Source organism: Streptomyces graminofaciens (assembly GCF_030294945.1).
In the GTDB taxonomy this organism is placed as follows: domain Bacteria; phylum Actinomycetota; class Actinomycetes; order Streptomycetales; family Streptomycetaceae; genus Streptomyces; species Streptomyces graminofaciens.
The window spans coordinates 5,380,800-5,402,333 of sequence record NZ_AP018448.1; the positions used below are offsets into that span (position 1 = coordinate 5,380,800).

The 21,534-nt window shown below is 69.9% G+C and carries 17 protein-coding genes; 4 read left to right on the forward strand and 13 right to left on the reverse strand.

Annotated elements, in window-relative coordinates; genetic code table 11:
• Positions 1–25: 25 nt before the first annotated feature.
• Positions 26–946 (forward strand): AEC family transporter, encoded by a 921-nt coding sequence (locus tag SGFS_RS22935; protein ID WP_286252941.1) that lies wholly within the window; start codon positions 26–28, stop codon positions 944–946.
• Between the two features lie 362 nt (positions 947–1,308).
• Here SGFS_RS22935 and SGFS_RS22940 read toward each other — a convergent pair whose 3' ends face one another.
• The 8 genes from SGFS_RS22940 to SGFS_RS22975 form a co-directional block, all read right to left on the reverse strand.
• Positions 1,309–2,592: a thymidine phosphorylase gene (locus SGFS_RS22940; protein WP_286260019.1), complete on the reverse strand. Its 1,284-nt coding sequence runs from the start codon at positions 2,590–2,592 to the stop codon at positions 1,309–1,311.
• A 100-nt stretch (positions 2,593–2,692) separates the two neighbouring features.
• Positions 2,693–3,100: a cytidine deaminase gene (locus tag SGFS_RS22945; protein ID WP_286252942.1), complete on the reverse strand. Its 408-nt coding sequence runs from the start codon at positions 3,098–3,100 to the stop codon at positions 2,693–2,695.
• On the reverse strand, positions 3,097–4,362 hold the full coding sequence (locus SGFS_RS22950) for an ABC transporter permease (protein WP_286252943.1): 1,266 nt from the start codon (positions 4,360–4,362) through the stop codon (positions 3,097–3,099). The genes SGFS_RS22945 and SGFS_RS22950 overlap by 4 nt, the downstream gene beginning before the upstream one ends.
• Positions 4,362–5,498, reverse strand: coding sequence for an ABC transporter permease (locus tag SGFS_RS22955; RefSeq protein ID WP_286252944.1), 1,137 nt, complete (start codon positions 5,496–5,498; stop codon positions 4,362–4,364). The genes SGFS_RS22950 and SGFS_RS22955 overlap by 1 nt, the downstream gene beginning before the upstream one ends.
• Positions 5,498–7,126 carry an ABC transporter ATP-binding protein gene (locus SGFS_RS22960; RefSeq protein ID WP_286252945.1) on the reverse strand — a complete coding sequence of 543 codons (1,629 nt, stop codon included), beginning with the start codon at positions 7,124–7,126 and terminating at the stop codon, positions 5,498–5,500. Before SGFS_RS22960 ends, SGFS_RS22955 begins: the two co-directional genes overlap by 1 nt.
• Before the next feature lie 254 nt (positions 7,127–7,380).
• The gene (locus SGFS_RS22965) at positions 7,381–8,436 is read right to left on the reverse strand and encodes a BMP family lipoprotein (protein ID WP_286252947.1); all 1,056 of its coding nucleotides are present in this window, start codon (positions 8,434–8,436) and stop codon (positions 7,381–7,383) included.
• A gap of 348 nt (positions 8,437–8,784) precedes the next feature.
• Positions 8,785–9,840: a BMP family lipoprotein gene (locus tag SGFS_RS22970; RefSeq protein ID WP_286252948.1), complete on the reverse strand. Its 1,056-nt coding sequence runs from the start codon at positions 9,838–9,840 to the stop codon at positions 8,785–8,787.
• Positions 9,841–10,178: 338 nt separating this feature from the next.
• The gene (locus SGFS_RS22975; RefSeq protein ID WP_286252951.1) at positions 10,179–11,408 is read right to left on the reverse strand and encodes a M20 family metallopeptidase; all 1,230 of its coding nucleotides are present in this window, start codon (positions 11,406–11,408) and stop codon (positions 10,179–10,181) included.
• A gap of 385 nt (positions 11,409–11,793) precedes the next feature.
• Here SGFS_RS22975 and SGFS_RS22980 point away from each other — a divergent pair, with 385 nt between their 5' ends.
• The gene (locus SGFS_RS22980; protein WP_286252953.1) at positions 11,794–12,072 is read left to right on the forward strand and encodes a hypothetical protein; all 279 of its coding nucleotides are present in this window, start codon (positions 11,794–11,796) and stop codon (positions 12,070–12,072) included.
• A gap of 318 nt (positions 12,073–12,390) precedes the next feature.
• Here the strand turns inward: SGFS_RS22980 and SGFS_RS22985 are convergent, their stop codons facing one another.
• The 4 genes from SGFS_RS22985 to SGFS_RS23000 are packed head-to-tail and all read right to left on the reverse strand — an operon-like array spanning position 12,391 to position 17,198.
• A complete protein-coding gene (locus tag SGFS_RS22985; protein ID WP_286252954.1) occupies positions 12,391–13,500 on the reverse strand; it encodes a hypothetical protein in 1,110 nt (369 codons plus the stop codon).
• 46 nt (positions 13,501–13,546) lie between these two features.
• Positions 13,547–14,485, reverse strand: coding sequence for an N-acetylneuraminate synthase family protein (locus SGFS_RS22990; RefSeq protein WP_286252956.1), 939 nt, complete (start codon positions 14,483–14,485; stop codon positions 13,547–13,549).
• 14 nt (positions 14,486–14,499) lie between these two features.
• Positions 14,500–15,807 (reverse strand): N-acylneuraminate cytidylyltransferase, encoded by a 1,308-nt coding sequence (locus tag SGFS_RS22995; protein WP_286252958.1) that lies wholly within the window; start codon positions 15,805–15,807, stop codon positions 14,500–14,502.
• 35 nt (positions 15,808–15,842) lie between these two features.
• Entirely contained in the window at positions 15,843–17,198 is a 1,356-nt protein-coding gene (locus tag SGFS_RS23000) for a DUF6716 putative glycosyltransferase (protein WP_286252960.1), read from the reverse strand.
• 198 nt (positions 17,199–17,396) lie between these two features.
• Between SGFS_RS23000 and SGFS_RS23005 the strand changes: the two genes are divergently transcribed.
• Together SGFS_RS23005 and SGFS_RS23010 are read left to right on the forward strand one after the other, a co-directional pair.
• Positions 17,397–18,374 carry a glycosyltransferase family 2 protein gene (locus SGFS_RS23005; RefSeq protein ID WP_286252961.1) on the forward strand — a complete coding sequence of 326 codons (978 nt, stop codon included), beginning with the start codon at positions 17,397–17,399 and terminating at the stop codon, positions 18,372–18,374.
• Entirely contained in the window at positions 18,371–19,702 is a 1,332-nt protein-coding gene (locus tag SGFS_RS23010) for a polysialyltransferase family glycosyltransferase (RefSeq protein ID WP_286252962.1), read from the forward strand. The genes SGFS_RS23005 and SGFS_RS23010 overlap by 4 nt, the downstream gene beginning before the upstream one ends.
• A gap of 86 nt (positions 19,703–19,788) precedes the next feature.
• Here the strand turns inward: SGFS_RS23010 and SGFS_RS23015 are convergent, their stop codons facing one another.
• Positions 19,789–21,354: a purple acid phosphatase family protein gene (locus SGFS_RS23015; protein ID WP_286252963.1), complete on the reverse strand. Its 1,566-nt coding sequence runs from the start codon at positions 21,352–21,354 to the stop codon at positions 19,789–19,791.
• Positions 21,355–21,534 lie beyond the last annotated feature (180 nt).

Sequence of the window (21,534 nt, forward strand, 5' to 3'; positions counted from 1 at the left end):
TCCTCAGCACCATCGAGGAGGCCCTGTGCAGGGGGTGCTGACGGGCTTCGCCGTGATCGCGGTCGTCATCGGTGTGGGGTACGCGATCGGGCGTGGCGGTCACCTCGGCGAGCACGGCCGCGAGGTGCTGACCAAGCTCGCCTTCCATGTCGCCTCGCCGGCCCTGCTGTTCACGACGCTCGCGCAGGCCGACCTGTCGAGGATCTTCTCCAGCCGTCTGCTCGTGACCGCCCTGAGCACGGCCGCGGCGGCCGGTGTCTTCGTCGCGGTGGGCGTCGTACGGGGCTGGGGCATGGGCCGTACGACGATCGGCGCGCTCTGCTCCGGTTACGTCAACTCCGGCAACCTCGGCATCCCGATCGCCGTGTACGTGCTGGGCGACGCCTCGCTGGTGGCGCCGGTGCTGCTGTTCCAGCTGATCGTGGTCACCCCGATCGCGCTCACGATCCTCGACCTGTCCGGCGAGGGCGAGAAGGGCCCGCTGTGGCGACGGCTGCTGACGCCGCTCAGGAACCCGATCGCGGTGGGCTCGCTGGCGGGGGTCGCGGTCTCCGCGCTCGGAGTACGCGTCCCCGCGCCCGTCATGGACCCGCTGACGCTGATCGGCAACATGTCGGTGCCGGCGGTCCTGCTCGCCTTCGGCATCTCCCTGTGCGGCAGCACGATGCCGGGCCGGGGCCCCGACCGTCACCCGGTCCTGTTGTCGGTCGCGCTGAAGTCGGTCGGCCAGCCGGCGGTCGCCTGGGCCCTCGCGGTGGGCGTGTTCGGGCTGCGCGGGCACCAGCTGCTGGACGTGGTCGTGACCTCGGCGCTCCCCGCCGCGCAGAACCTCTACACCTACGCCTCCAGCTACCGCGTCGCCGAACGACTGGCCCGTGACTCGATCCTGCTGTCGACGATGCTGTCGGTTCCGGTGCTGGTGGTGATCGCGACGCTGCTGGGCTGACCGCCCCGGACGGGGGCAGGGCCCGAAGCCAGAAAAAAGGGCTGGTCGCGCCCTTGGCTACCAGCCCCTTTGTGCGTGCGGTGTTGGGTCCTTCTCCCGAAGGCTGGTCTCTTGCCCACGCCCGGCCGGCGTTGGCGCTCGGCCGGAGTTGGCCTTTGCCCACCCGCGGCCGGGCCTCCCGCGCACGGGAAAGAGCCGCCCGTACGGAGAAGGGGACCCCCTCAGCCGCGCGACGGGAAGGCAGGCGCCGTCGGCACGACGAAAGGGGCGGCACCACCCCCGCAAGGGAAGGCGCCCCCCACCCCACAAAGGGAGGGGCCGGCCCCGAAAGAGCCGGCCCCTCCCTCCCCCGTCCGCTCGCCTCAGGCGATGCGCTCCAGCACCACCGGCGACGCGGTGAACTCGGTGCCCGAAGCCGCGATGTCGTACGAGCCCTTCACGGCCTCCAACGCGTAAGCGAAGCGTTCCGGGGTGTCCGTGTGGAGGGTGAGGAGGGGCTGGCCCTCTGTCACCGTGTCGCCGGGCTTGGCGTGCATCTCGATGCCCGCGGCGGCCTGCACCGGGTCCTCCTTGCGGGCGCGGCCGGCGCCCAGGCGCCAGGCGGCGATGCCGATGTCGTACGCGTCGAGGCGGGTCAGGACGCCGGAGGCGGTCGCCTTCACCACGTGCTGTTCGCGGGACGTGGGGAGCGGGGCGTCGGGGTCGCCGCCCTGGGCCTCTATCATGCGGCGCCAGGCGTCCATCGCCGAGCCGTCGGCCAGCGCCTTCGCCGGGTCCGCGTCCTTCACGCCGGCCGCGTCCAGCATTTCGCGGGCCAGGGCGATGGTGAGTTCCACGACGTCCGCCGGGCCGCCGCCCGCCAGGACCTCGACCGATTCCCTGACCTCCAGCGCGTTGCCCGCCGTCAGGCCGAGAGGGGTGGACATGTCGGTGAGGAGGGCGACCGTCTTCACTCCGTGGTCCGTGCCGAGGCCGACCATCGTGGAGGCCAGTTCGCGCGCGTCCTCGATGGTCTTCATGAAGGCACCCGTGCCCACCTTCACGTCCAGGACCAGCGAGCCCGTGCCCTCCGCGATCTTCTTCGACATGATCGAGGAGGCGATCAGGGGGATGGCCTCGACCGTGCCCGTGACATCACGCAGGGCGTACAGCTTCTTGTCCGCGGGGGCCAGGCCGTCGCCCGCCGCGCAGATCACCGCGCCGACCTCGTCCAGCACGGACAGCATCTCCTCGTTGGAGAGAAGGGCGCGCCAGCCCGGGATCGACTCCAGCTTGTCCAGGGTGCCGCCCGTGTGGCCGAGGCCCCGGCCCGAGAGCTGGGGGACGGCCGCGCCGCAGGCCGCCACCAGGGGAGCGAGGGGGAGGGTGATCTTGTCGCCCACACCCCCCGTGGAGTGCTTGTCGGCCGTCGGGCGGGACAGGGACGAGAAGTCCATGCGCTCGCCGGAGGCGATCATCGCGGCGGTCCAGCGGGCGATCTCTCGGCGGTCCATGCCGTTGAGAAGAATCGCCATGTTGAGGGCGGCCATCTGGTAGTCGGCGACCTCACCGCGGGTGTACGCGTCGATGATCCAGTCGATCTGCTCGTCGCTGAGCTCGCCGCGGTCCCGTTTGGTGCGGATGACGGAGATGGCGTCCATCGACAACGAAGTCATGGCGTTCCTTTCGAGGGTTCCGAAAGCGATCCGATGAGGATCGGAAAGTGTGCGGCCCCTCCGACCGTTCGTCGGGAGGGGCCGCACGGAGTCACTTGGTGAGATGGCCGGGGCCGAAGGCCTGGGGCAGCATCTCCGAGAGAGGGACGATTCCCGCCGGGGTTTCCAGCAGGAGGTCCGGGCCGCCGAACTCGTACAGCAGCTGGCGGCAGCGGCCGCACGGGACGAGGACCTCGCCCTTGCCGTCGACGCAGGTGAAGTGCGTCAGCCGGCCGCCGCCCGTGCGCTGCAGCTCCGAGACCAGTCCGCACTCGGCGCACAGGCCGAGTCCGTACGAGGCGTTCTCGACGTTGCAGCCCGAGATCGTGCGGCCGTCGTCGACGAGGGCGGCGACGCCGACCGGGTAGCCCGAGTAGGGGGCGTACGCGTGGGACATGGCGTCCCGCGCGACCGAGCGCAGCCCGTCCCAGTCGACCTCGGCCAGTGCGCCGGGGGTCACTTGCCCTGTCCCTTCCGGTACGGCAGGCCGTCCGCCTTCGGCATCCGCAGCCGCTGCGCGGAGAGCGCGAGGACGATCAGCGTGATGACGTACGGCGTGGCGGCGACGACCTGGTTCGGGACCTCGTTGGTGACGGAGTACCAGGTGAGGACCAGGGCGCCGATGACGGCGGTGATCGCGGCGGCGACGTACTTCTTGCGGACCGCCTGCCAGATCGCGCCGATGATCAGAAGCAGCGCGCCGAGCAGCAGCAGCGCGTGGACGTTCTCGGAGCCGCCGCGCAGGTTGAGGCTGTCGGTGTAGCCGAAGAGGCCGGCGCCGAGGGCGAGGCCACCCGGCATCCAGTTGCCGAAGATCATCGCGGCGAGACCGATGAAGCCACGGCCGCTGGTCTGGCCCTCCAGATAGAAGGGGTTGGCGACGATGGAGAGGAAGGCGCCGCCGAGGCCGGCCAGACCGCCGGAGATGATCACGGCGAGGTACTTGTACTTGTAGACGTTGACGCCGAGGGACTCGGCGGCGACCGGGTTCTCGCCGCAGGAGCGCAGCCGCAGACCGAAGGCCGTGCGCCACAGGATCCACCAGGTGGCGGGGACCAGCGCGACGGCGACGAGGGTCAGCCAGGAGACATCGGTGACCAGGCCGCCGAGCAGGCCGGCGAGGTCGGAGACGAAGAACCAGCCCTTCTCGTTGAGGGTCTGGAGCGCGTCCGACAGGCCGGGCACCGTGAAGTCGCCGAGGGAGTCGACCGGCGGGGACTGCTTGGCCGAGCCGCCCTGGTGGCCCTCGAAGGCGAGGGGGGCGAGGTAGCGGGTGGCGCCGAGGGCGAGGATGTTGATGGCCACGCCGGAGACGATGTGGTTGACGTTGAAGGTGACGGTGACGAAGGCGTGCAGCAGACCGCCGATCGCGCCGCCGGCGATGCCGACCAGGACACCGGTCCACGGGCCGTACTGGAAGCCGGCCCAGGCACCGAACCAGGTTCCGAGGATCATCATGCCTTCGAGGCCGATGTTGACGACGCCCGCGCGCTCGGCCCACAGACCGCCGAGTCCGGCTAGGCCGATGGGGACGGCCAGTTCCAGCGCGGTGGACATCTGGCTGACGTTGGTGATGCCGTCGGCGCCGGTGATGATGCGGACGATCGAGGTCAGCGCCAGGACGCCGGCGATGACCAGGAGCAGCACGGGCAGCGAGAGCTTGCGGCCGGCCGGAGCCGCGGGCTGCAGCGTGGGCTGGTTGACGTCGGTTGCGGTGGTCATCAGCCGGCCACCTCCTTCTTGACGTTGTTGTTGTCGGCGGAGGCGCCCGCGCCGAGGACGTTGCCCGCGGCGATCTCGGCACCGACCCGGCGCTGCTGGCGGCGCAGACCCCACTCGCGGACGGTCTCGTACGCGACGACGACCGACAGCACGATCAGGCCCTGCATGATGACCGCGATCTCCTTGTCGTAGCCGTGGAAGTCCAGCTCCGGGGAGGCCTTGTCGAGCCACGCCCACAGCAGCGCCGCGAAGGCGATGCCGACCGGGCTGTTGCGGCCGAGCAGCGCGATGCCGATGCCGAGGAAGCCGATGCCGGTGGGGAAGTTCAGGCTGTAGGTGTGGGTGTCGCCGAGCAGGATCGGCAGACCCGCGAGACCGGCGATGCCGCCGGAGATGAGCATGGCGGTGAGGACCATGCGCTTGGGGTCGACACCGCTGGCCGCGGCGGCCGTCTCCGAGGCGCCGGAGGCACGCAGGTCGAAGCCGAAGCGGGTGCGGTTGAGGACGATCCAGTAGCCGACGCCGAGCAGGGCGGCGAGGAGGACGAGGCCGTAGATCTCGCCGGCCTTGCCCATGTCGATGCCGGGGATCCAGCCGGACTCGGCCATCTCGCCGGTGGTGTTGTTGTTGCCGACCTTGACGCCGAAGACGTCCGGCAGCCACAGATAGCCGATGACGGAGGTCGCGATCGCGTTCAGCATGATCGAGGCGACGACCTCGCTGACGCCCCGGGTGACCTTGAGGACGCCGACGATGCCGGCCCAGAAGGCGCCGGTGCAGATCGCGGTGAGCAGCAGCAGCGGGATCTGCAGGAACGACGGCAGGTCCACATGGGCGCCGACGATCGCGGTCATCATGGCGCCGAGCAGGTACTGGCCGTCGACACCGATGTTGAACAGGTTCATCCGGAAGCCGATGGCCACCGCGAGGGCCGCGATGTAGTACAGCGTGGCCTGGTTGATGATCCGGACCTGGATGTCGGAGAACGTGGCCTGCTCGAACATGATCGAGAATGGCTCGACCGGGTTCTTGCCGGAGGCCAGCAGCACGATCGCGGTCAGCGCGAAGGCCACGGCGAGCGCGAGGACCGGTCCGGCCACCGCGAGGAGCATGCGCTCCTTGTCGAACTTCTTCATCAGCGGGCCTCGTCTTCCTCGGACTCGGGCGCGCCGGCCGAGGTCTCGGGGGTCTCTTCGTGTTCGAGGTGGCCGGTGACGGCACCGGTCATGGCGGAGCCCAGCTCCTCGGGGGTGATGGTGGCCGGGTCGGCGTCCGCGACGAGCCTGCCGTTGTAGATCACCCGGAGGGTGTCGGACAGGCCGATCAGCTCGTCGAGGTCGGCGGAGATCAGCAGCACGGCCAGGCCCTCGCGGCGGGCCTCGCGGATCTGGTCCCAGATCTGGGCCTGCGCGCCGACGTCCACACCACGCGTGGGGTGGGCGGCGATCAGGAAGCGCGGCTTGTGGCTCATCTCGCGGCCGACGATCAGCTTCTGCTGGTTGCCGCCGGAGAGGGAGGCGGCGGTGACGTCGATGCCGGGGGTGCGGACGTCGTACTCCTCGACGATCCGGCGCGTGTCCTCCTGGGCGGCCTTCGGGTCCAGCCAGACGCCCTTGGCGTTGGGCCGCTCGGTCACATGGCCGAGGATACGGTTCTCCCAGAGGGGGGCCTCCAGGAGCAGACCGTGCCGGTGGCGGTCCTCGGGGATGTAGCCGACGCCCTGCTCGCGGCGCTTGCGGGTGGGCAGGCCGGTGATGTCCTCGCCCAGGAAGCGGATGGTGCCGGAGTGGGCGTGCTTCAGGCCGATCAGCGCGTCGACGAGCTCGGTCTGGCCGTTGCCCTCGACGCCGGCGACGCCCAGCACCTCGCCCGCGTGGATCTTGAACGAGATCCCGTCGAGGAGGCGCTTCACCGTCCCCCGGCTCACCTCGTCCATGAGCAGGCTCGCGGACGACTTGCCCATCGTCACCCCGCCCGTGGAGTAGACCGTGAGGTCCTCGACCTCCAGGACGACCTTCTCGGTGACCGTCGACTCCGCCGTCGCCGGGGTGGGCAGCTCGCTGCCGACCATCAGCTCGGCGAGCTGACGCGGGGTGGTCTCGGCGGGGACGGCCGTGCCGACCGTCGTACCGCGCCGGATGACCGTGATCTCGTCGGCGACGGACAGCACCTCGCCCAGCTTGTGCGAGATGAAGATGACCGCCAGGCCCTGTGTCTTGAGCTCGCGCAGGTTGGCGAAGAGTGCCTCGACCTCCTGCGGCACCAGTACGGCGGTCGGCTCGTCCAGGATCAGGGTGCGGGCGCCGCGGTAGAGGACCTTGAGGATCTCCACGCGCTGGCGCTCGGCGACACCCAGCTCCTCGACCAGGACGTCGGGGCGGACCCCGAAGCCGTACCGGTCGGAGATCTCCTTGATCGTGCGGCGCGCCTTGGCGCCGATGCCGTAGAGCTTCTCGCTGCCGAGGACCACGTTCTCGAGGACCGTGAGGTTGTCGGCGAGCATGAAGTGCTGGTGCACCATGCCGATGCCGCGGGCGATGGCGTCGGCCGGGGACGAGAAGGAGACCTGCTCGCCGTCGATCGCGATGGTGCCCTCGTCCGGCTTCTGCATGCCGTAGAGGATCTTCATCAGGGTCGACTTGCCGGCGCCGTTCTCACCGACGAGGGCGTGGACGGTGCCCTTGCGGACGGTGAGGTGGATGTCGTGGTTGGCCACGACGCCCGGGAATCGCTTGGTGATCCCGGCGAGCTCGACGGCGGTCACCGATCCGTTGACCGCCGCGTCGGCCGGAGGGCTGCTGGACGCGTTGATGGCGCACTCTCCTGAGAAAGGGGGTCGTCTACGCGCGTAGCGCCCCTACGGCTTGGAAGGGGGCGACGCGCCGGGACAACGGGACACGGGGAGCAAGACTCCCCGCACCCCGTTGAGCGGACGTAACCCCGCGGTTACAGGCGACTTCGGGGAAGAGCCGGTGCGCTCCCGCGCTTCCCCCAAGTCACTCGACTGCTCGTACTGGGTCAGCTGGTCTTGACCTTGATCTCGCCGCTGATGATCTTCTCCTTGGCCGTTTCGATGGCTTCCTGGAGCTCGCTGTCGCTCTTGAACTTCGGGTTGGAGTCGGCGAGCCCCACCTCGCCGGTCTTCAGATCGCCCCTGACGATACCGCTCTCGGGCTTACCGTCCTCGACCGACTTCGCGAGGTTGTACACCGCCTTGGCGACGTCCTTCGTCGCCGAGGTCAGGATGCGGTCCTTGTACTTCGCGAGGGCTTCCTGCTTGTACTGGTCGGAGTCGACGCCGATCGCCCAGACCTGGTCGGTCTCGGCGGCCTCGATCACGCCCTGGCCGGACAGACCGGCGGCCGCGTACAGCACGTCGGCCTTCTTCTCGAGCTGGCCCTCGGCGGCCGTCTTGCCCTTGTCCGGGCTGGAGAAGCCACCCTCCTCGGCCGTCTGGGTCAGGTACTGGGTGAGCACCTCGACCTTCGGGTCGGTGTCCTTGACGCCCTGCTCGAAGCCCGCCTGGAACTTGTGGATCAGCGGGATGTCCACGCCGCCGATGAAGCCGACGACGTTCGTGTCGGTGCTCTTGGCGGCGGCGACACCGGCGAGGTACGAGGCCTGCTCCTCGGAGAAGACCAGGTCCGCGACGTTCTTCAGCTGGATGGTGGAGTCGTCCACGATGCCGAAGGTGGTGTCGGGGTACTGCTCTGCGGCGGCCTTCACGGCGGTCGCGTACGCGTAGCCCACACCGACGACCGGGTTGTAGCCCTGCTTCGCCAGCGAGACCAGGCGCTGCTCCTTGTCGGCGTCCGTCTCGCCCTCGGTGGGCTCGATGTCCTTGGTGTCGTAGCCGAATTCCTTCTTCGCCCGCTCCAGGCCCGCGAACGCCGCGTCGTTGAAGGACTGGTCGCCCTTGCCGCCGATGTCGTACGCGATGGCGAGACCCTTGTCGCCCTCGGTGTCGGGGGTGGAGGACGAGGCCTCCGTCGACGTGCCGCCACAGGCGGAGAGGGCGAGGGCGAGGGAGACGGTCGCTGCGCCCGCGACCGCTGTGCGGGAAACCCGGCGCATGTTGTGGTGCTCCTAGTCGTACAAGCGCCGGGGGGTACTGCTCAGTGGGTACTGCTCAGTGGTGCTTCACAGCTTCGGCGCTGGCTTTCGGCGAGGGTAACGCGCGTAGACCCTCCGCGAGAAGCCCGGTGGACCACGTTGTTATGGGGCCGTGTCGCAACGTGGGCCGGAGGTGGGGTGGGAGAGTCGCGGCCGGATGTCGGGGGCGGGTTCGTCGGGGCTGGTCGCGCGGGTCCCGCGCCCCGGAAAGCGGGGCTGCGGCCCTGACTCGGCACTGAAAACGCGAAGCGGGCGGGTGTCCAGGGACACCCGCCCGCTTCTCAGGTCGGTACTCGGAGGTCGCGTCGACTACTCCGTCTTGACCTTGATGGAGCCGTCGATGATGCCTTCCTTGGCCTTGGCCACCGCGGCGGAGAGGCCGGCGATCTTGGCGAACTCCGGGTTGGACTCGGCGAGGCCGACGCCGTTGACCTTGAGGTCGAAGGTCTGGACGCCGGTGAGCGGCTTGCCCTCCTTGACGGACTTGGCGAGGGCGTAGACCGAGCCGCCGACGTCCTTCAGCGCGGAGGTGAGGATGGAGTTCTTGTAGGAGGCGAGGGCCTCCTGCTTGTACTGGTCGGAGTCGACACCGATCGCCCAGACCTTCGCCTTGCTGGCGGCCTCGATCACGCCCTGGCCGGACAGACCGGCGGCCGCGTACAGCACGTCGGCCTTCTTCTCGATCTGGCCCTCGGCGGCGGCCTTGCCCTTGTCAGGGCTGGAGAAGCCACCCTCCTCGGCCGTCTGGGTCAGGTACTGCGAGAGGACCTTGACCTTCGAGTTGGTGTCCTCGACGCCCTGCTTGTAGCCGGCCTCGAACTTGTGGATCAGCGGGATGTCCACACCGCCGATGAAGCCCACGGTGTTCGTCTTGGTGGCCTTGGCGGCCGCGACACCGGCGAGGTACGAGGCCTCCTGCTCGGCGAAGACCAGGGACGCCACGTTGTCGGCCTCGACGACCGAGTCGACGATGCCGAAGGTGGTCTTCGGGTAGTCCTTGGCCACGGCCTCCATGGCGGGGCCGTAGGCGAAGCCGATGCCGATGACCGGGTTGTAGCCCTGCTTGGCCAGGGAGGCCAGGCGCTGCTCCTTGTCGGCGTCGGTCTCACCCTCGGTGGGCTCGATGTCCTGGGTCTTGTACCCGAACTCCTTCTTCGCCCGCTCCAGGCCGGAGTACGCGGCGTCGTTGAAGGACTGGTCGCCCTTGCCACCGATGTCGTACGCGATGGCGAGACCAAGGTCCTTCTTGGTCGCGCTGCTGTCGCTGTCACTGCTCTCGCTGCTGGTACCGCCACAGGCCGTGGCAGCGAGCGCCAACGACGCGACCCCCACCGCGACGCGGGTCAGTTTGGAAATCCGACGCATCTTGAAGTTCCCCATTCTCCAAAGCCCCGCAGTGGGTGCTCAGTTCCGGCGCACATTAACGCGCGTAGACACTCCTGGGAACGGGGTTTCGACTGGCCGTTATCCATTCGTGCCGGTGGCCGTTACGTCCTCGTGAACCATGGGATCGAAAGGGACAAAGAGGGCTGCACGGCCTTGGATGTCCCTGGCGCTCCGTAAGGATGGGGTGACCTCTGCGTGATGGTGCGCGTGCCGTACGAGGGGTGTACGGCACGCGCACCAGGCTGCCAAGGGGGCGTGCGGGCTGCAACCGGAATCGGCCGTTCGGTCGAATCCGGTGGGGGACGCCCGTGGGGAGGTCAGAGCCCGGCGTCGAGGAGCGCGGTCGCCGTGAAGAGTTCGACTCCTACGGTGATGGCGTGCTCGTCGGCGTCGAAGTCGCCCTGGTGCAGGTCGCGGCTGCGGCGGTCGCCGGGGCGGCGGACGCCGAGGCGGGCCATGGCGCCCGGGACGTGTTCCAGGTACCAGGAGAAGTCCTCGCCGCCGAGGCTCTGCTCGGTGTCCTCGACGGAGTGCGCGCCGCGGCGGGCGGTCATGGCGTCGCGGAGCAGTTCGGTGACGCCGGCGTCGTTGACGACGGGCGGGACGCCCCGGATGTAGTTGATCTCGGACTTGGCGCGGTGCAGGGTCGCGATCTCGTCGACCGCCGCGTGCACCAGGTCGGGGGCGTCCCGCCAGGCGTCCAGGTCGAGGCAGCGGACCGTGCCGGAGAGCTCGGCGTGCTGCGGGATGACGTTCGGAGCGTGGCCCGTCTCGATACGGCCCCAGGTCACGGCGAGGCCGCTGCGGGCGTCGACCCGGCGGGCTACCACCGCGGGCACGTCGGTGGCGACCCGGGCGGCGGCGGTGACGAGGTCGGTGGTGAGGTGGGGGCGGGCGGTGTGGCCGCCGGGGCCGTCGAGCGAGATCTCCAGCCGGTCGCAGGCGGAGGTGATGGGGCCGTTGCGCAGCCCGATCCTGCCCGCGTCGACCTTCGGGTCGCAGTGGACGGCGATGATCGAGCCGACACCCTTCAGCGCGCCGCACTTGATCGCGTCGGTGGCGCCGCCCGGGAGGACCTCTTCGGCGGGCTGGAAGATCAGCCGGACCGGCCGGGGCAGCAGGCCGTTCCTGTGCAGCTCGGCGAGGACGAGGCCGGCGCCGAGTACGACGGTGGTGTGCACGTCGTGACCGCAGGCGTGCGCCCGGTCGGGGACGGTGGACCGGTAGGCGCAGTCGGTCTTGGTGTCCGGGATGGGCAGCGCGTCGATGTCGGCGCGCAGCGCGAGCATGGGGCGGCCGGCGCCGTCCCACTCCCCGATGTCGCAGATGAGGCCGGTCCCCGTGTCGAGCACACGCGGCGTGAGCCCCGCCTGCTCGAGGCGGGCCTTGATGGCCGCCGTCGTACGGAACTCCTGGTGGCCCAGCTCGGGGTGCATGTGCAGGTCGCGGCGGAACGCGACGAGCTCGGCACGCAGGGCTTCAGGAAGCGTGCCGGGGAGCACGGTGTCGGATTCTCCCGGCAGATCGGCCTCGGACTCTCGGGACATCAGTTGGTTCACCCTCTGAAGGGTAGGGCGACTGGGCGGCCAACTGCCCCTCGTTCAACAAAACTTCAACCCGACAGGCGAAATTTAATGGCCGCGCAACGCATACGTATCGACAAGGATGGGTACACTCGCCCGACTTTTCGGGCAGGTGGGCCTGGTGCGGGTACGCGGCCGACCGGATTTGTCCGGGCGCCCGGGGGCTTCCCGACGGGAGCGCCGGGGTTGCCCGCGATTCCCATCCTTTAAACGTCCGGAGGTTCCGAACGATTCCCACCCCCCACGGATACCACGTCCGAGCGCGTCTCCCATCCCGGAGTTATCACCGTCACGCGACTGTTCGGCCACACCGGGTGCCGGATGCGGGGTTGCCGGGCACCCTTCGCCCATGCTTTCGACGAACGTGACGGCGACGGACACCCTCAATGCGTGTGGCTGCGGCGAGGAGCAGATCCCCTGGATGCTGGCGAAGTTCGGTCTGCTGGGCGCGGCGAGCCTGGTCCTGGCCGTTCTGGTCGTGATGACGCTGGCGGGATGGGGGCTGGCGTGGGCGGTGTGGCTGGTGCGGTCGCGCGGGAGGGGGCGTGGGCGCGGCGGGTCGGAGGAGACGGCGGCGTCGGCCGGACTGGCGGGATTCAGGTGGCGGGAGGACCAGCGGGAGGACTAGGGCGTGTTTCGAAAGTCCCGTCTGCCCCGCGGCGTCTGGTGCGGCACCTCGCCGCGTTGTCGGGATCGTCCGCGTACGCCCAGTACGCGGACGACCCTCCGCCTTGCGATGCACCGCACCAGACGCCGCGGGCCCCGCCCTCCGGGCGGACGACGCCACTTTCGAAACACGCCCTAGGCGAGGTCCTCGGCGGGACGACGAACCCTGCGCGCGCATGTCGAGGACGAGGTGGACAGGCCCCACCCGGCCGTACGCGTCCACCTTGTCCGGCCAGTCGGCGTCCTTGAGTGTCACACCCTCCACATGCCGCCATACGGGTCAGACCGGTGCCACCGACGACAGGCGGTGTACGTCCCTCGCGGTTCCCGTCACGCCCGACAGGAAGCCCTGGGCTCGGGGGGAGGCGTTCTCGGTCAGCCAGGCGGGGTCGATGTCGCAGACCGCTACGCGGACCTCCGTGCCGGCCAGGGCCAGGGGGAGGGTGTGGACGACCGTCGAGGGGAAGCTGAGGATCGTGCGGCCGATGGGGCCGCGGCGGGCTATCAGTTCCAGGGGGAGGTCGGGGCGGACGATCTCCAGGCCCGTCGCGGCGGAGAGGCGGTGGAGTTTGTCGACGCTCTCGCGGCGGTGGGCGAAGTAGCGGGTCGCGCCGTGGGTGCGGGCCAGGGAACGGACCGCCTCCAGGTAGCGGTCGCCGTCCACCACTCCCGTTTCGACCAGGGACGTGCCGACGAGGTCCGCGCCCTTCGTGATGCGCGGCGGACCGAAGCGGGCGCGGGTCCAGGCGAAGGCGTTGGCCGTGACGGTGACGCCCTCGGGGGTCTCGTCGATCGGCATGGAGGAGAAGACCTCGACGCGTCTGCCGGGGGTCGGGGTCAGGCGCTTGCGGGCCCGGGAGGAGACCGGGGCGAAGATCAGGTCCCGGGGGCCGGGGCGGCCGCCCTTGCGGTGCCAGCGGACCAGGCGTTCGCCGCGGGCCAGCTGGGAGACGAACTCCATGGTCGCCGTGCCGTCGTCGACCACCACCAGGTCCTGGGCCCGGGTGATGGTGATCAGGAGCTGGACGTAACGGGAGAAGGGGTCGCCCATCACCACCCGGCTCGCCCTGCGCAGCAGCGGGGCGAGACCGGTGATGGTGTGGAACGGGGCCGTCGTACCGCCCCGCGCCTCCTCCCAGCGCACCTGGTGTCCCTCGTCCCGGGCCAGTTCCGCCATACGGCGCAGCTGGCCCCGGGTCATGGGGTCGTTCGGGGACAGGACGACGAGGGTGAGCCCCGTGCCCTCTCCGGCCGGGCGCCCCACGCCGGGGGACTCGTCCGTGCTGTTCAGCGCGTGGGTGTGCGCCCATTCGAGCACGTTCAGGAGTTGTACCGGGCTCTCGACGAAGGCGAGAGTGTGGAGGCCGGCGGTTCCGGCGCGGGGGCTCATCGACGTACGACCGTCGCTTCCCTTGGAGGTGGGGGGTCGGGGTGGCTCAGACCGCTACGGGCTCGCCCGCCGCCGCCGCGACCTCCGCCTCGGCGACGACGCCGGTGACGCGGCGCAGCTTCTTCATGGGGCCGAGCTCGGAGTCGTAGACCTTCTTGACGCCGTCGCCGAGGGAGGCCTCGATGGTGCGGATGTCGCGGACGAGGCGGGTGAGGCCGCCCGGCTCGACGGAGGCGGCCTGGTCGGAGCCCCACATCGCGCGGTCGAGGGTGATGTGGCGCTCGACGAAGGTGGCGCCGAGGGCGACCGCGGCCAGGGTGGTCTGCAGGCCCGTCTCGTGGCCGGAGTAGCCGATCGGGACGTTCGGGTACTCGGCCTGCAGGGTGTTGATGACGCGGAGGTTCAGCTCCTCGGCCTTCGCCGGGTAGGTGGAGGTGGCGTGGCAGAGCAGGATGTTGTCGCTGCCGAGGACCTCGACCGCGTGGCGGATCTGCTTCGGGGTCGACATGCCGGTGGAGAGGATGACCGTGCGGTTGGTGCCGCGCAGGGCGCGCAGCAGCTCGTCGTCGGTGAGGGAGGCCGAGGCCACCTTGTGGGCGGGGACGTCGAACTTCTCCAGGAAGGCGACGGCCTCGGTGTCCCACGGGGAGGCGAACCAGTCGATGCCCTTCTCCTTGGAGTACTCGTCGATCTGGCGGTACTCGTCCTCACCGAACTCCACGCGGTGGCGGTAGTCGATGTAGGTCATGCGGCCCCAGGGGGTGTCGCGCTCGATGTCCCACTGGTCGCGCGGGGTGCAGATCTCGGGGGTGCGCTTCTGGAACTTCACGGCGTCGCAGCCGGCCTCGGCGGCGGCGTCGATGAGCTTGAAGGCGTTCTCCAGCTCACCGTTGTGGTTGATGCCGATCTCGCCGACGACGTAGACGGGGTGGCCGGGGCCGGCGGTCTTCGAACCGAAGGTGCGGAGGCGGGAGTTGGTGCTCATGACCGGTTGTTTCCTTACTTGGTGAGGGATTCGAGAGAGTCGAGAGAGGGGCCGAGGATCCAGCCGGCGATCTCTCGGATCGCGCCTTCGCCACCGGGGACGGTGGTGACCGCGCGTGCGGCGCCGCGCACGACGTCGTGGGCGCTTGCGACCGCCACGGGCCAGCCGACGAGGGCGAAGCACGGGAGGTCGTTGACGTCGTTGCCGACGTAGAGCACGCGCTCAGGCGCGATGCCCTGCTCCTCGCACCACTGCTTCAGTGCGAGGTCCTTCCGGTCGATGCCGTGCAGGACCGAAAGCCGCAGCTTCCGGGCCCGGGCGGCGACGACCGGGTTCTGTTCCGAGGAGAGGATCAGCATCGTCAGGCCGCTCCTGCGGAGGGCCGCGATGCCGAGTCCGTCGCCGCGGTGCACGGAGACGAACTCCCGTCCGTCGGAGTCGATCAGCACCCTGTCGTCGGTCTGGGTGCCGTCGAAGTCGAGGACGACCGCGTCGATGTCGGCGGCGGTCGGGAGGGCGCCCGGCCGGTTCGCGTCGAACAGCGGCGCGAGTGCCTGGGCGCGGGCGAGGTCGTGCGGGTCGTCGATCTCCAGGACCCGTGCGGGGTCGGTGCGGACGAGTTCCGTACGGCCGAAGAAGCGGTGCTTGTGCTTGCGCAGGCCGGCCGCGTCCATGGCGTAGGCGGCGCCGGTCTCCAGCAGGTCCTGCGGGCGGTCCTGGCGGCGGGGGCGGAACGACTTGTCGTGGTTGACGCCGTAGCCGCCGTCCGTCTCGGTGGGGCTGGTGACCGTCGTGGTGCCGCCCACGGCTCCCGTGCGGGCGGCTTCGGCGGCCGGGGGCTCGTCCGCGGTGTCCCGCCAGACGAACCCGTGGAAGGGGGCGACGGTGAGGGCGGTGTCGGCGCCGTGTTCGACGATGGCGCGGGCGACGCCGTCGACGTCCTCGCGGAGGATGAACGGGCTGGTGCACTGGACCAGCAGGACGACGTCCACGGGGACGCCGTGCCGCGCCTCGTGGGCGTCCATGGCGTGCAGGACGGCGGCCTCGGAGGTCGCCGTGTCGCCGGCGATGGCGGCGGGGCGCAGGACGACCTCGGCACCGGCCTCGCGGCCCGCGGCGGCGATGGCGTTGTCGTCGGTGGAGACCACGACGTCCGTCACCAGCCCGGCGGCCAGGCACTCGCGCACCGCGCGGGCGACCAGCGGCACACCGCCGACGGGGGCGAGGTTCTTCGCGGGGACGCCCTTGGAGCCGCCGCGCGCGGGGATCACGGCGAGCACGCGACGGGCGGAGGTCGCTCGGCCCGCTACCGGGTCGGTCATGGTCTGTACTCCTTGCGAGGTGGACGGGCGGCGGTTCACAGCTCCCCCATCCGCCGGATGACGGGCGCCACGCGCTGCACTCCGTGGCGGTAGGCGCCGCGCGCGGCCCGGCGCACGATCTGCCGTACGGGCCCGGCCTGCCTGTCGGCGGCGGGCGCGCCCGGCAGCGGGCCGCCGTCGGGGCCGAGGTGGTGGCGGGCGAGGATGCCGGGCAGATAGCCGGGCGCGGTGACGGTCGTGTAGTACGGGGCGAGCGGCGGGAGTTCGGCCGCGTCGAGCAGCTTGGCGATACGGTCGCGGGCCGCGTCGAAGGCGGTGGCGTACGACCCGTCGGCGACGACTCCCTGCCGGGCCACCCACTCGGGGTCCGGCACCGGCTCGTGCCCGGCGTCCAGCTGGTCCCAGGAGGCCAGGCACCCGGAGCCCACGAAGTGGTGGTTGCCGAGCGCCTCACGGATCCCGAGGTCGGTGAGGACGACGGTGGGGATCCGGCGGTGCAGCGACTCCAGGGCGGCCGTCGAGCTGATGGTGACGAGCAGGTCGGTGGTGTCGAGGACCTCGCCCATGTTCCCGTAGCCGAGGCGGAAGTTGGCCGGCAGATCGGTCTTCTGCGCCAGCTTCTGGTACGGCAGTTCCTCGATGTGCGTGGTCTGCTCGCCCGGCTTGGAGCGCAGCTTCAGCAGCACCTGGCGGTCCGGGTGCAGCCGGGCATGCCGGATGAGCCGGTTCAGCAGATACGCACGGTCCTTGCGGCCCGCCGGGACGGAGGGCTGTACGGCGAAGACGACCGTGTACGGGTCGTTGGTGCCCTCGTACGGCTTGCCGCCCAGGAAGGGCAGCGCGACCTCGGTGACGGACGAGGCGTCGGCGCCCACTCCCTCGTAGACGGCACGGAAACGGTCCGCGTCCTGGCGGGAGTTGGCGAGGACGAGGTCCGCGCCGTGCCGCAGCAGCAGGCCGTCGGCGAGCTTCTCGTAGACGACACCGACATAACCGGTTACGACCAGGGGCCGCCTGGTCCGCGCGCCCCAGGCGTGGCGGAGGCCGTGCAGCATGGCCTGGACGCCGCCGCCGACGAGGGCGAGCACGACGATGTCGTAGGTGTCCGCCGCCTCGGCGGTGCCCATCGCCCGCAGGAACTCGACCCCGGTGACCTCGCGGAGCGAGTCCGCGCGGACGCCCACCTCGTCGAGCTGACGGGCGGTCGGGGTGGCACGGCCGCGCAGGAGGAACCCGTCCAGACGGATGTCCGGATCACCCGCATGCTCCGGGGCGATGCGCTTCGCGGTGAGGGCGCCCCATTTCCATCGGGTGTCGGAATCCGCGAGAACGGCGACCCGGAGGGCCTTCCCTGAACTCGCTGACGTACTTGCTGGCGTAACTGCTGGCACATCGAAGACGCTAGGAAGCGATTCCGTTGATCGGCCCAACCCGAATGCAACAAAGGGTTAACAGCGCGTCGACGAATGGCGAATCAGGCCGTGCCGCACCCCGGAAATCACCTGGTTCACGGGACCGCCACGCTTCGTTCACCTGGCATCAAGCGGACGGTCAAGACGAATGCCGGAGCGGCGCCTAACGTCACTCGGGTGGTCAAGCTCTCCGTCATCGTGCCGTTCTACAACGTGCAGCAATATGCGCCCGACACCCTGAAGAGCCTCCGTGCGAACGCACGCGAGGACTTTGAATTCATACTCGTCGACGACTGCTCGCGCGACGAGACACCGGACATCCTCGCGCGCGCGGAGCGCGAGCTGCCGGGCGCGGTGCATGTCAGACACGAGCAGAACGGAGGACTGGCGACCGCGCGCAACACGGGCATCGACAGAGCCCGTGGCGAGTACCTGACGTTCCTCGACGGGGACGACTGGCTCGCCCCCGGCTACTTCCCCCAACTCGTGGGTGCCATCGAGGAGTTGGGCGTCGACTTCGTGCGCACGGACCATGTCCAGTGCACCGCGCGGGCGCGCTCGATCCACCGGGTGCCCAACGGGCGGCGGGGCGTGGCGATGAACCCCAGGGACGCGATCCTGCCGGCCGACCGCTCCACCTCCGTGGACTACGCCTACGCCTGGGCTGGCGTCTACCACCGCCGACTGGTCGAGCGCGGGGTGCTGCACTTCACCGACGGGTTGCGGACGGCGGAGGACCGGCCGTGGATCTGGAAGCTGCACCGGGAGGCGGATTCGTTCGCGACGGTGGGATTGCTGGGTGTCTTCTACCGACGAGGGGTGGCCTCGTCATTGACGCAGATCGGTGACGTACGCCAACTCGATTTCATTCGCGCATTCGACCAGGTCATCGCGGAAACAGCGGCTGACCGGGACGCCGATAAACTCCTTCCCAAGGCCGTGCGCACCTACTGCGCGATTATCTCCCACCATTTGGGATCCATCGAAAGGTTCGAGCCGGCGGTGGCACGGAAACTCAAGTCGATGAGTGCGGTGGCCCTGCGCCGTATGCCGCAGGACGTGCTCGACGAGGCGCTCGACTCCATGGACATCCAGCGCGCCACCCGGCTGCGCCGGCTGCGCCGTCGTCCCGCCGCCGCGGGGGTCGCCGCGTGACCACGCAGATCTTCATGGCGTCCACGCTGTACGGCACGGCCACGCTGGCCGCCGCCCTGGACACCGAGTGCTTCCGCCCGGCCTCCCGGCGCATCCTCCTCGTCTCGAACAACGCGGCGACGCCCGAGACGTCCCCCGGCGTGGACGAGATGCCGGGCTTCGAGCGGTTGCGGGGCCGCTTCGACGAGGTCGTCTCCTGGAACGAGACGGTCTCCCCCTTCCACCCGGGTGGTTGGGCTCCTCGGCTGGACGATGTACCGCTGTGGGAACGCCATCTGCGGTTGGCGTGGGGCTTGGGCGACGACGACGTCGAACTGGCCGTGGAGTCGATCCAGGTGAACCCGGCGCTCGGAGTCGCCCAGATCTTCACGGGCGCGCCGGTGACGGTGTACGCGGACGGCCTGATGAGCTACGGGCCGACGAGGAACAAGATCGACCCGCTGGTGGGTACGCGCATCGACCGGCTGTTGCACCTGGACCTGGTCCCGGGCCTGAAGCCGCTGCTGCTCACCGAGTTCGGGGTCGAGGCGGAGATCGTGCCGACGGACGCCTTCGTGAAGGTGCTGGCTGAGCTGGTGGACACGGGTGACACGCTGCCGGCGATCGAGGAACCGGCGCTGCTGCTCGGCCAGTACCTGTCCGCGCTCGGCATCCTCACGGCGGAGGAGGAAGAGGCCCTCCACGTACGGATGCTGAAGGGCGCGGTGGAGCTGGGGCACACGCGGGTCGTCTTCAAGCCGCATCCGAGCGCGCCGGCCCGCTGGTCGCGCGGTCTGGAGAAGGAGGCGCAGCGGCTGGGTGTGGACCTGACGGTGCTGGACACGCCGGTGCTGGCGGAGGTGCTGTACCAGCGGATGCGCCCGGCGCTGGTCGTCGGCTGCTTCTCCACGGCACTGCTGACCGCGTCCGCGCTGTACGGGCTGCCGGTGGCCCGCATCGGCACGGAAACCCTGCTGGAGCAGCTCGCGCCGTACGAGAACAGCAACCGGGTGCCGGTGACGATCGTGGACGCGTTGCTGCCTGAGCTGGGGGATCGGGGGGCGGTGGAGTCGCAGAGACCGCGGATGACCGTGGCAGACCTGAACCGCCTCGTCCGGGCGGTGGGGTACGCCATGCAGTCCAAGATCTACCCGGAGTTGCGGGCGGCGGCGGAGTCCTATCTGACGAAGCGGCTGAACGAGCGGACCCTGCGCTACTTCAAGCGCCGGCGGCTCACGTCGTTGGGGTTGCCCGGGGGGATTCCGGTACAGCTGGCGTTCATTCCACGGAACGCGACGGTACGGAGGGTGGCCCGAAGGGCTCGATCCCTCAAGCGGGCGCTGGGGTGACCCCTGGGCAGGCCTGTCGGCTGCGCCTCTGAGAAGACAGGGGCGCAGCCCCGTCTTCTCAGGGATCCTCAGCCGGATGTGAGGCGCTACTTCGCCCGGCGCGCCACCGTGAAGTGATCGACCCGCTCCCCGGACTCGGCGATCCCGCGCACGGTCAGCGTCGCGTACCGCCCCTTGGGCGCCGGCTTCACATCCACGCGCAGGAAGGAGTAGTCGAGGTACCGCACCCGCGACCAGGCGACGGTCTCGTCGACCTTCCCGTCCTTGGTGTTGATGAAGGACGCCACCGACTCGACCTCGTTCTCATGGCCCTCGTAGGAGAGCGGCGCGGTGAACGCGTACAGGCTGCGCCCCGCCGCACCCGCCGTCACGTACACGACGCCGTCCTTCTCGGGGTACGCCGTCCCGCCGATCGGCAGCTTCTTGGCGACCGCGCCCGCCTTGATGACGTCGGTGCGCTCGTACTGGTGGTTGTGGCCGTTGATCACCAGGTCGACGGTGTACTTCTCGAACAGCGGCACCCATTCCTGCCGTACGCCGCCCTCCGAGGCGTGCGCGGTGGAGGTGCAGTACGCGCAGTGGTGGAAGAAGACGACGATGAAGTCGACGTCCGCCGAGGCCCGGTACTTCTTGAGCTGCCGCTCCAGCCACTTCGTCTGTGTGCCGCCCGAGATGCCGAGGTTCGCCGGGATCTCGAAGGAGATGTCGTTGGCGTCGAGCGAGATGACGGCCGTGTTGCCGTAGACGAAGGAGTAGACGCCTGGCAGGTTCTTCTTGTCGGGGCCGTTGTCGGGGAGGTTCCAGCGGGCCTCCTCGCCTCCGTAGCCGCCCGGTGAGTACCAGGCCTCCATGTCGTGGTTGCCGTACGCCGGCATCCACGGGACGGATTTGGCGACGGACTCGGTCTGGGCGAGGAACTGGTCCCAGATCCGCGAGTCGAAGCCGGTGTCCGCCGTCTTCCCCTGGCCCGCCGGGTCGGCGTACGCGATGTCGCCGGCGTGCAGATGGAAGGCCGGGTCCTGGCCGAGGAGGAGGCTGTTGTTGGCGAGCCCGTGGTAGCTGACGCCCTCGTCGCCGAAGGCCGTGAAGGTGAAGGGCGCCTTGTGCGCCGGGGCGGTGGTGAAGGTGCCGAGGGTGCCCAGCAGATGCGGGGCGGCCGGGTCGAAGCCCTCGTGGCCGACGCCGTAGTAGTACGTCCGGCCGGGCTTGAGGTGGGTGAGCTCGGCGTGCAGGTAGTACTGCGTGTGGTTGCCGCTCGCGCCGACGCCCGCCGGGGTGAACAGCGTGCGCACCTCGGCGGCGATCCTGCGGGAGAGGTCCTGGGGGTGGGCGCCTATCCGGATGAAGGGCTTCCGGACGGCGACCGGGACCTGCCAGGAGACGCTGATCTCGGTGCGCGGGTCGTTGCCGTAGGCGAGGTGGCGGCCGAAGGGGGCGACGTAGGAGCCGTCGACGGCCTCGGCCCGGCCGACGGTCCGTGTGGGCGTGGCGGCCTCGGCCGTGCCGGCGCCCGGCACGAACACGCCACCCGCGACGGCCCCGAGGGTGACGGCACCGCCTCTGATCATCGTGCGCCGGGAGAAGCGGGCGCGCAGGTACTCGTGCTGCTCGGCCATGCTCATGCGGTCGGCGAGCCGCTCGGGTACGCCCATGCGAGGAATGTCCATGGCGTCCGAAACTCGTCTCCTCAGGCGACGAACCGCCGGACGCCGGATGGACAGCTCACGAACAGGCACTCATGAGAGATTCAATGTTGTCCCAAAGAGATTCAACACGCCGCTGCCCGATATCGGGCAGATTTCTTGCACAACGGCTTTCGTTACCCCAGGATC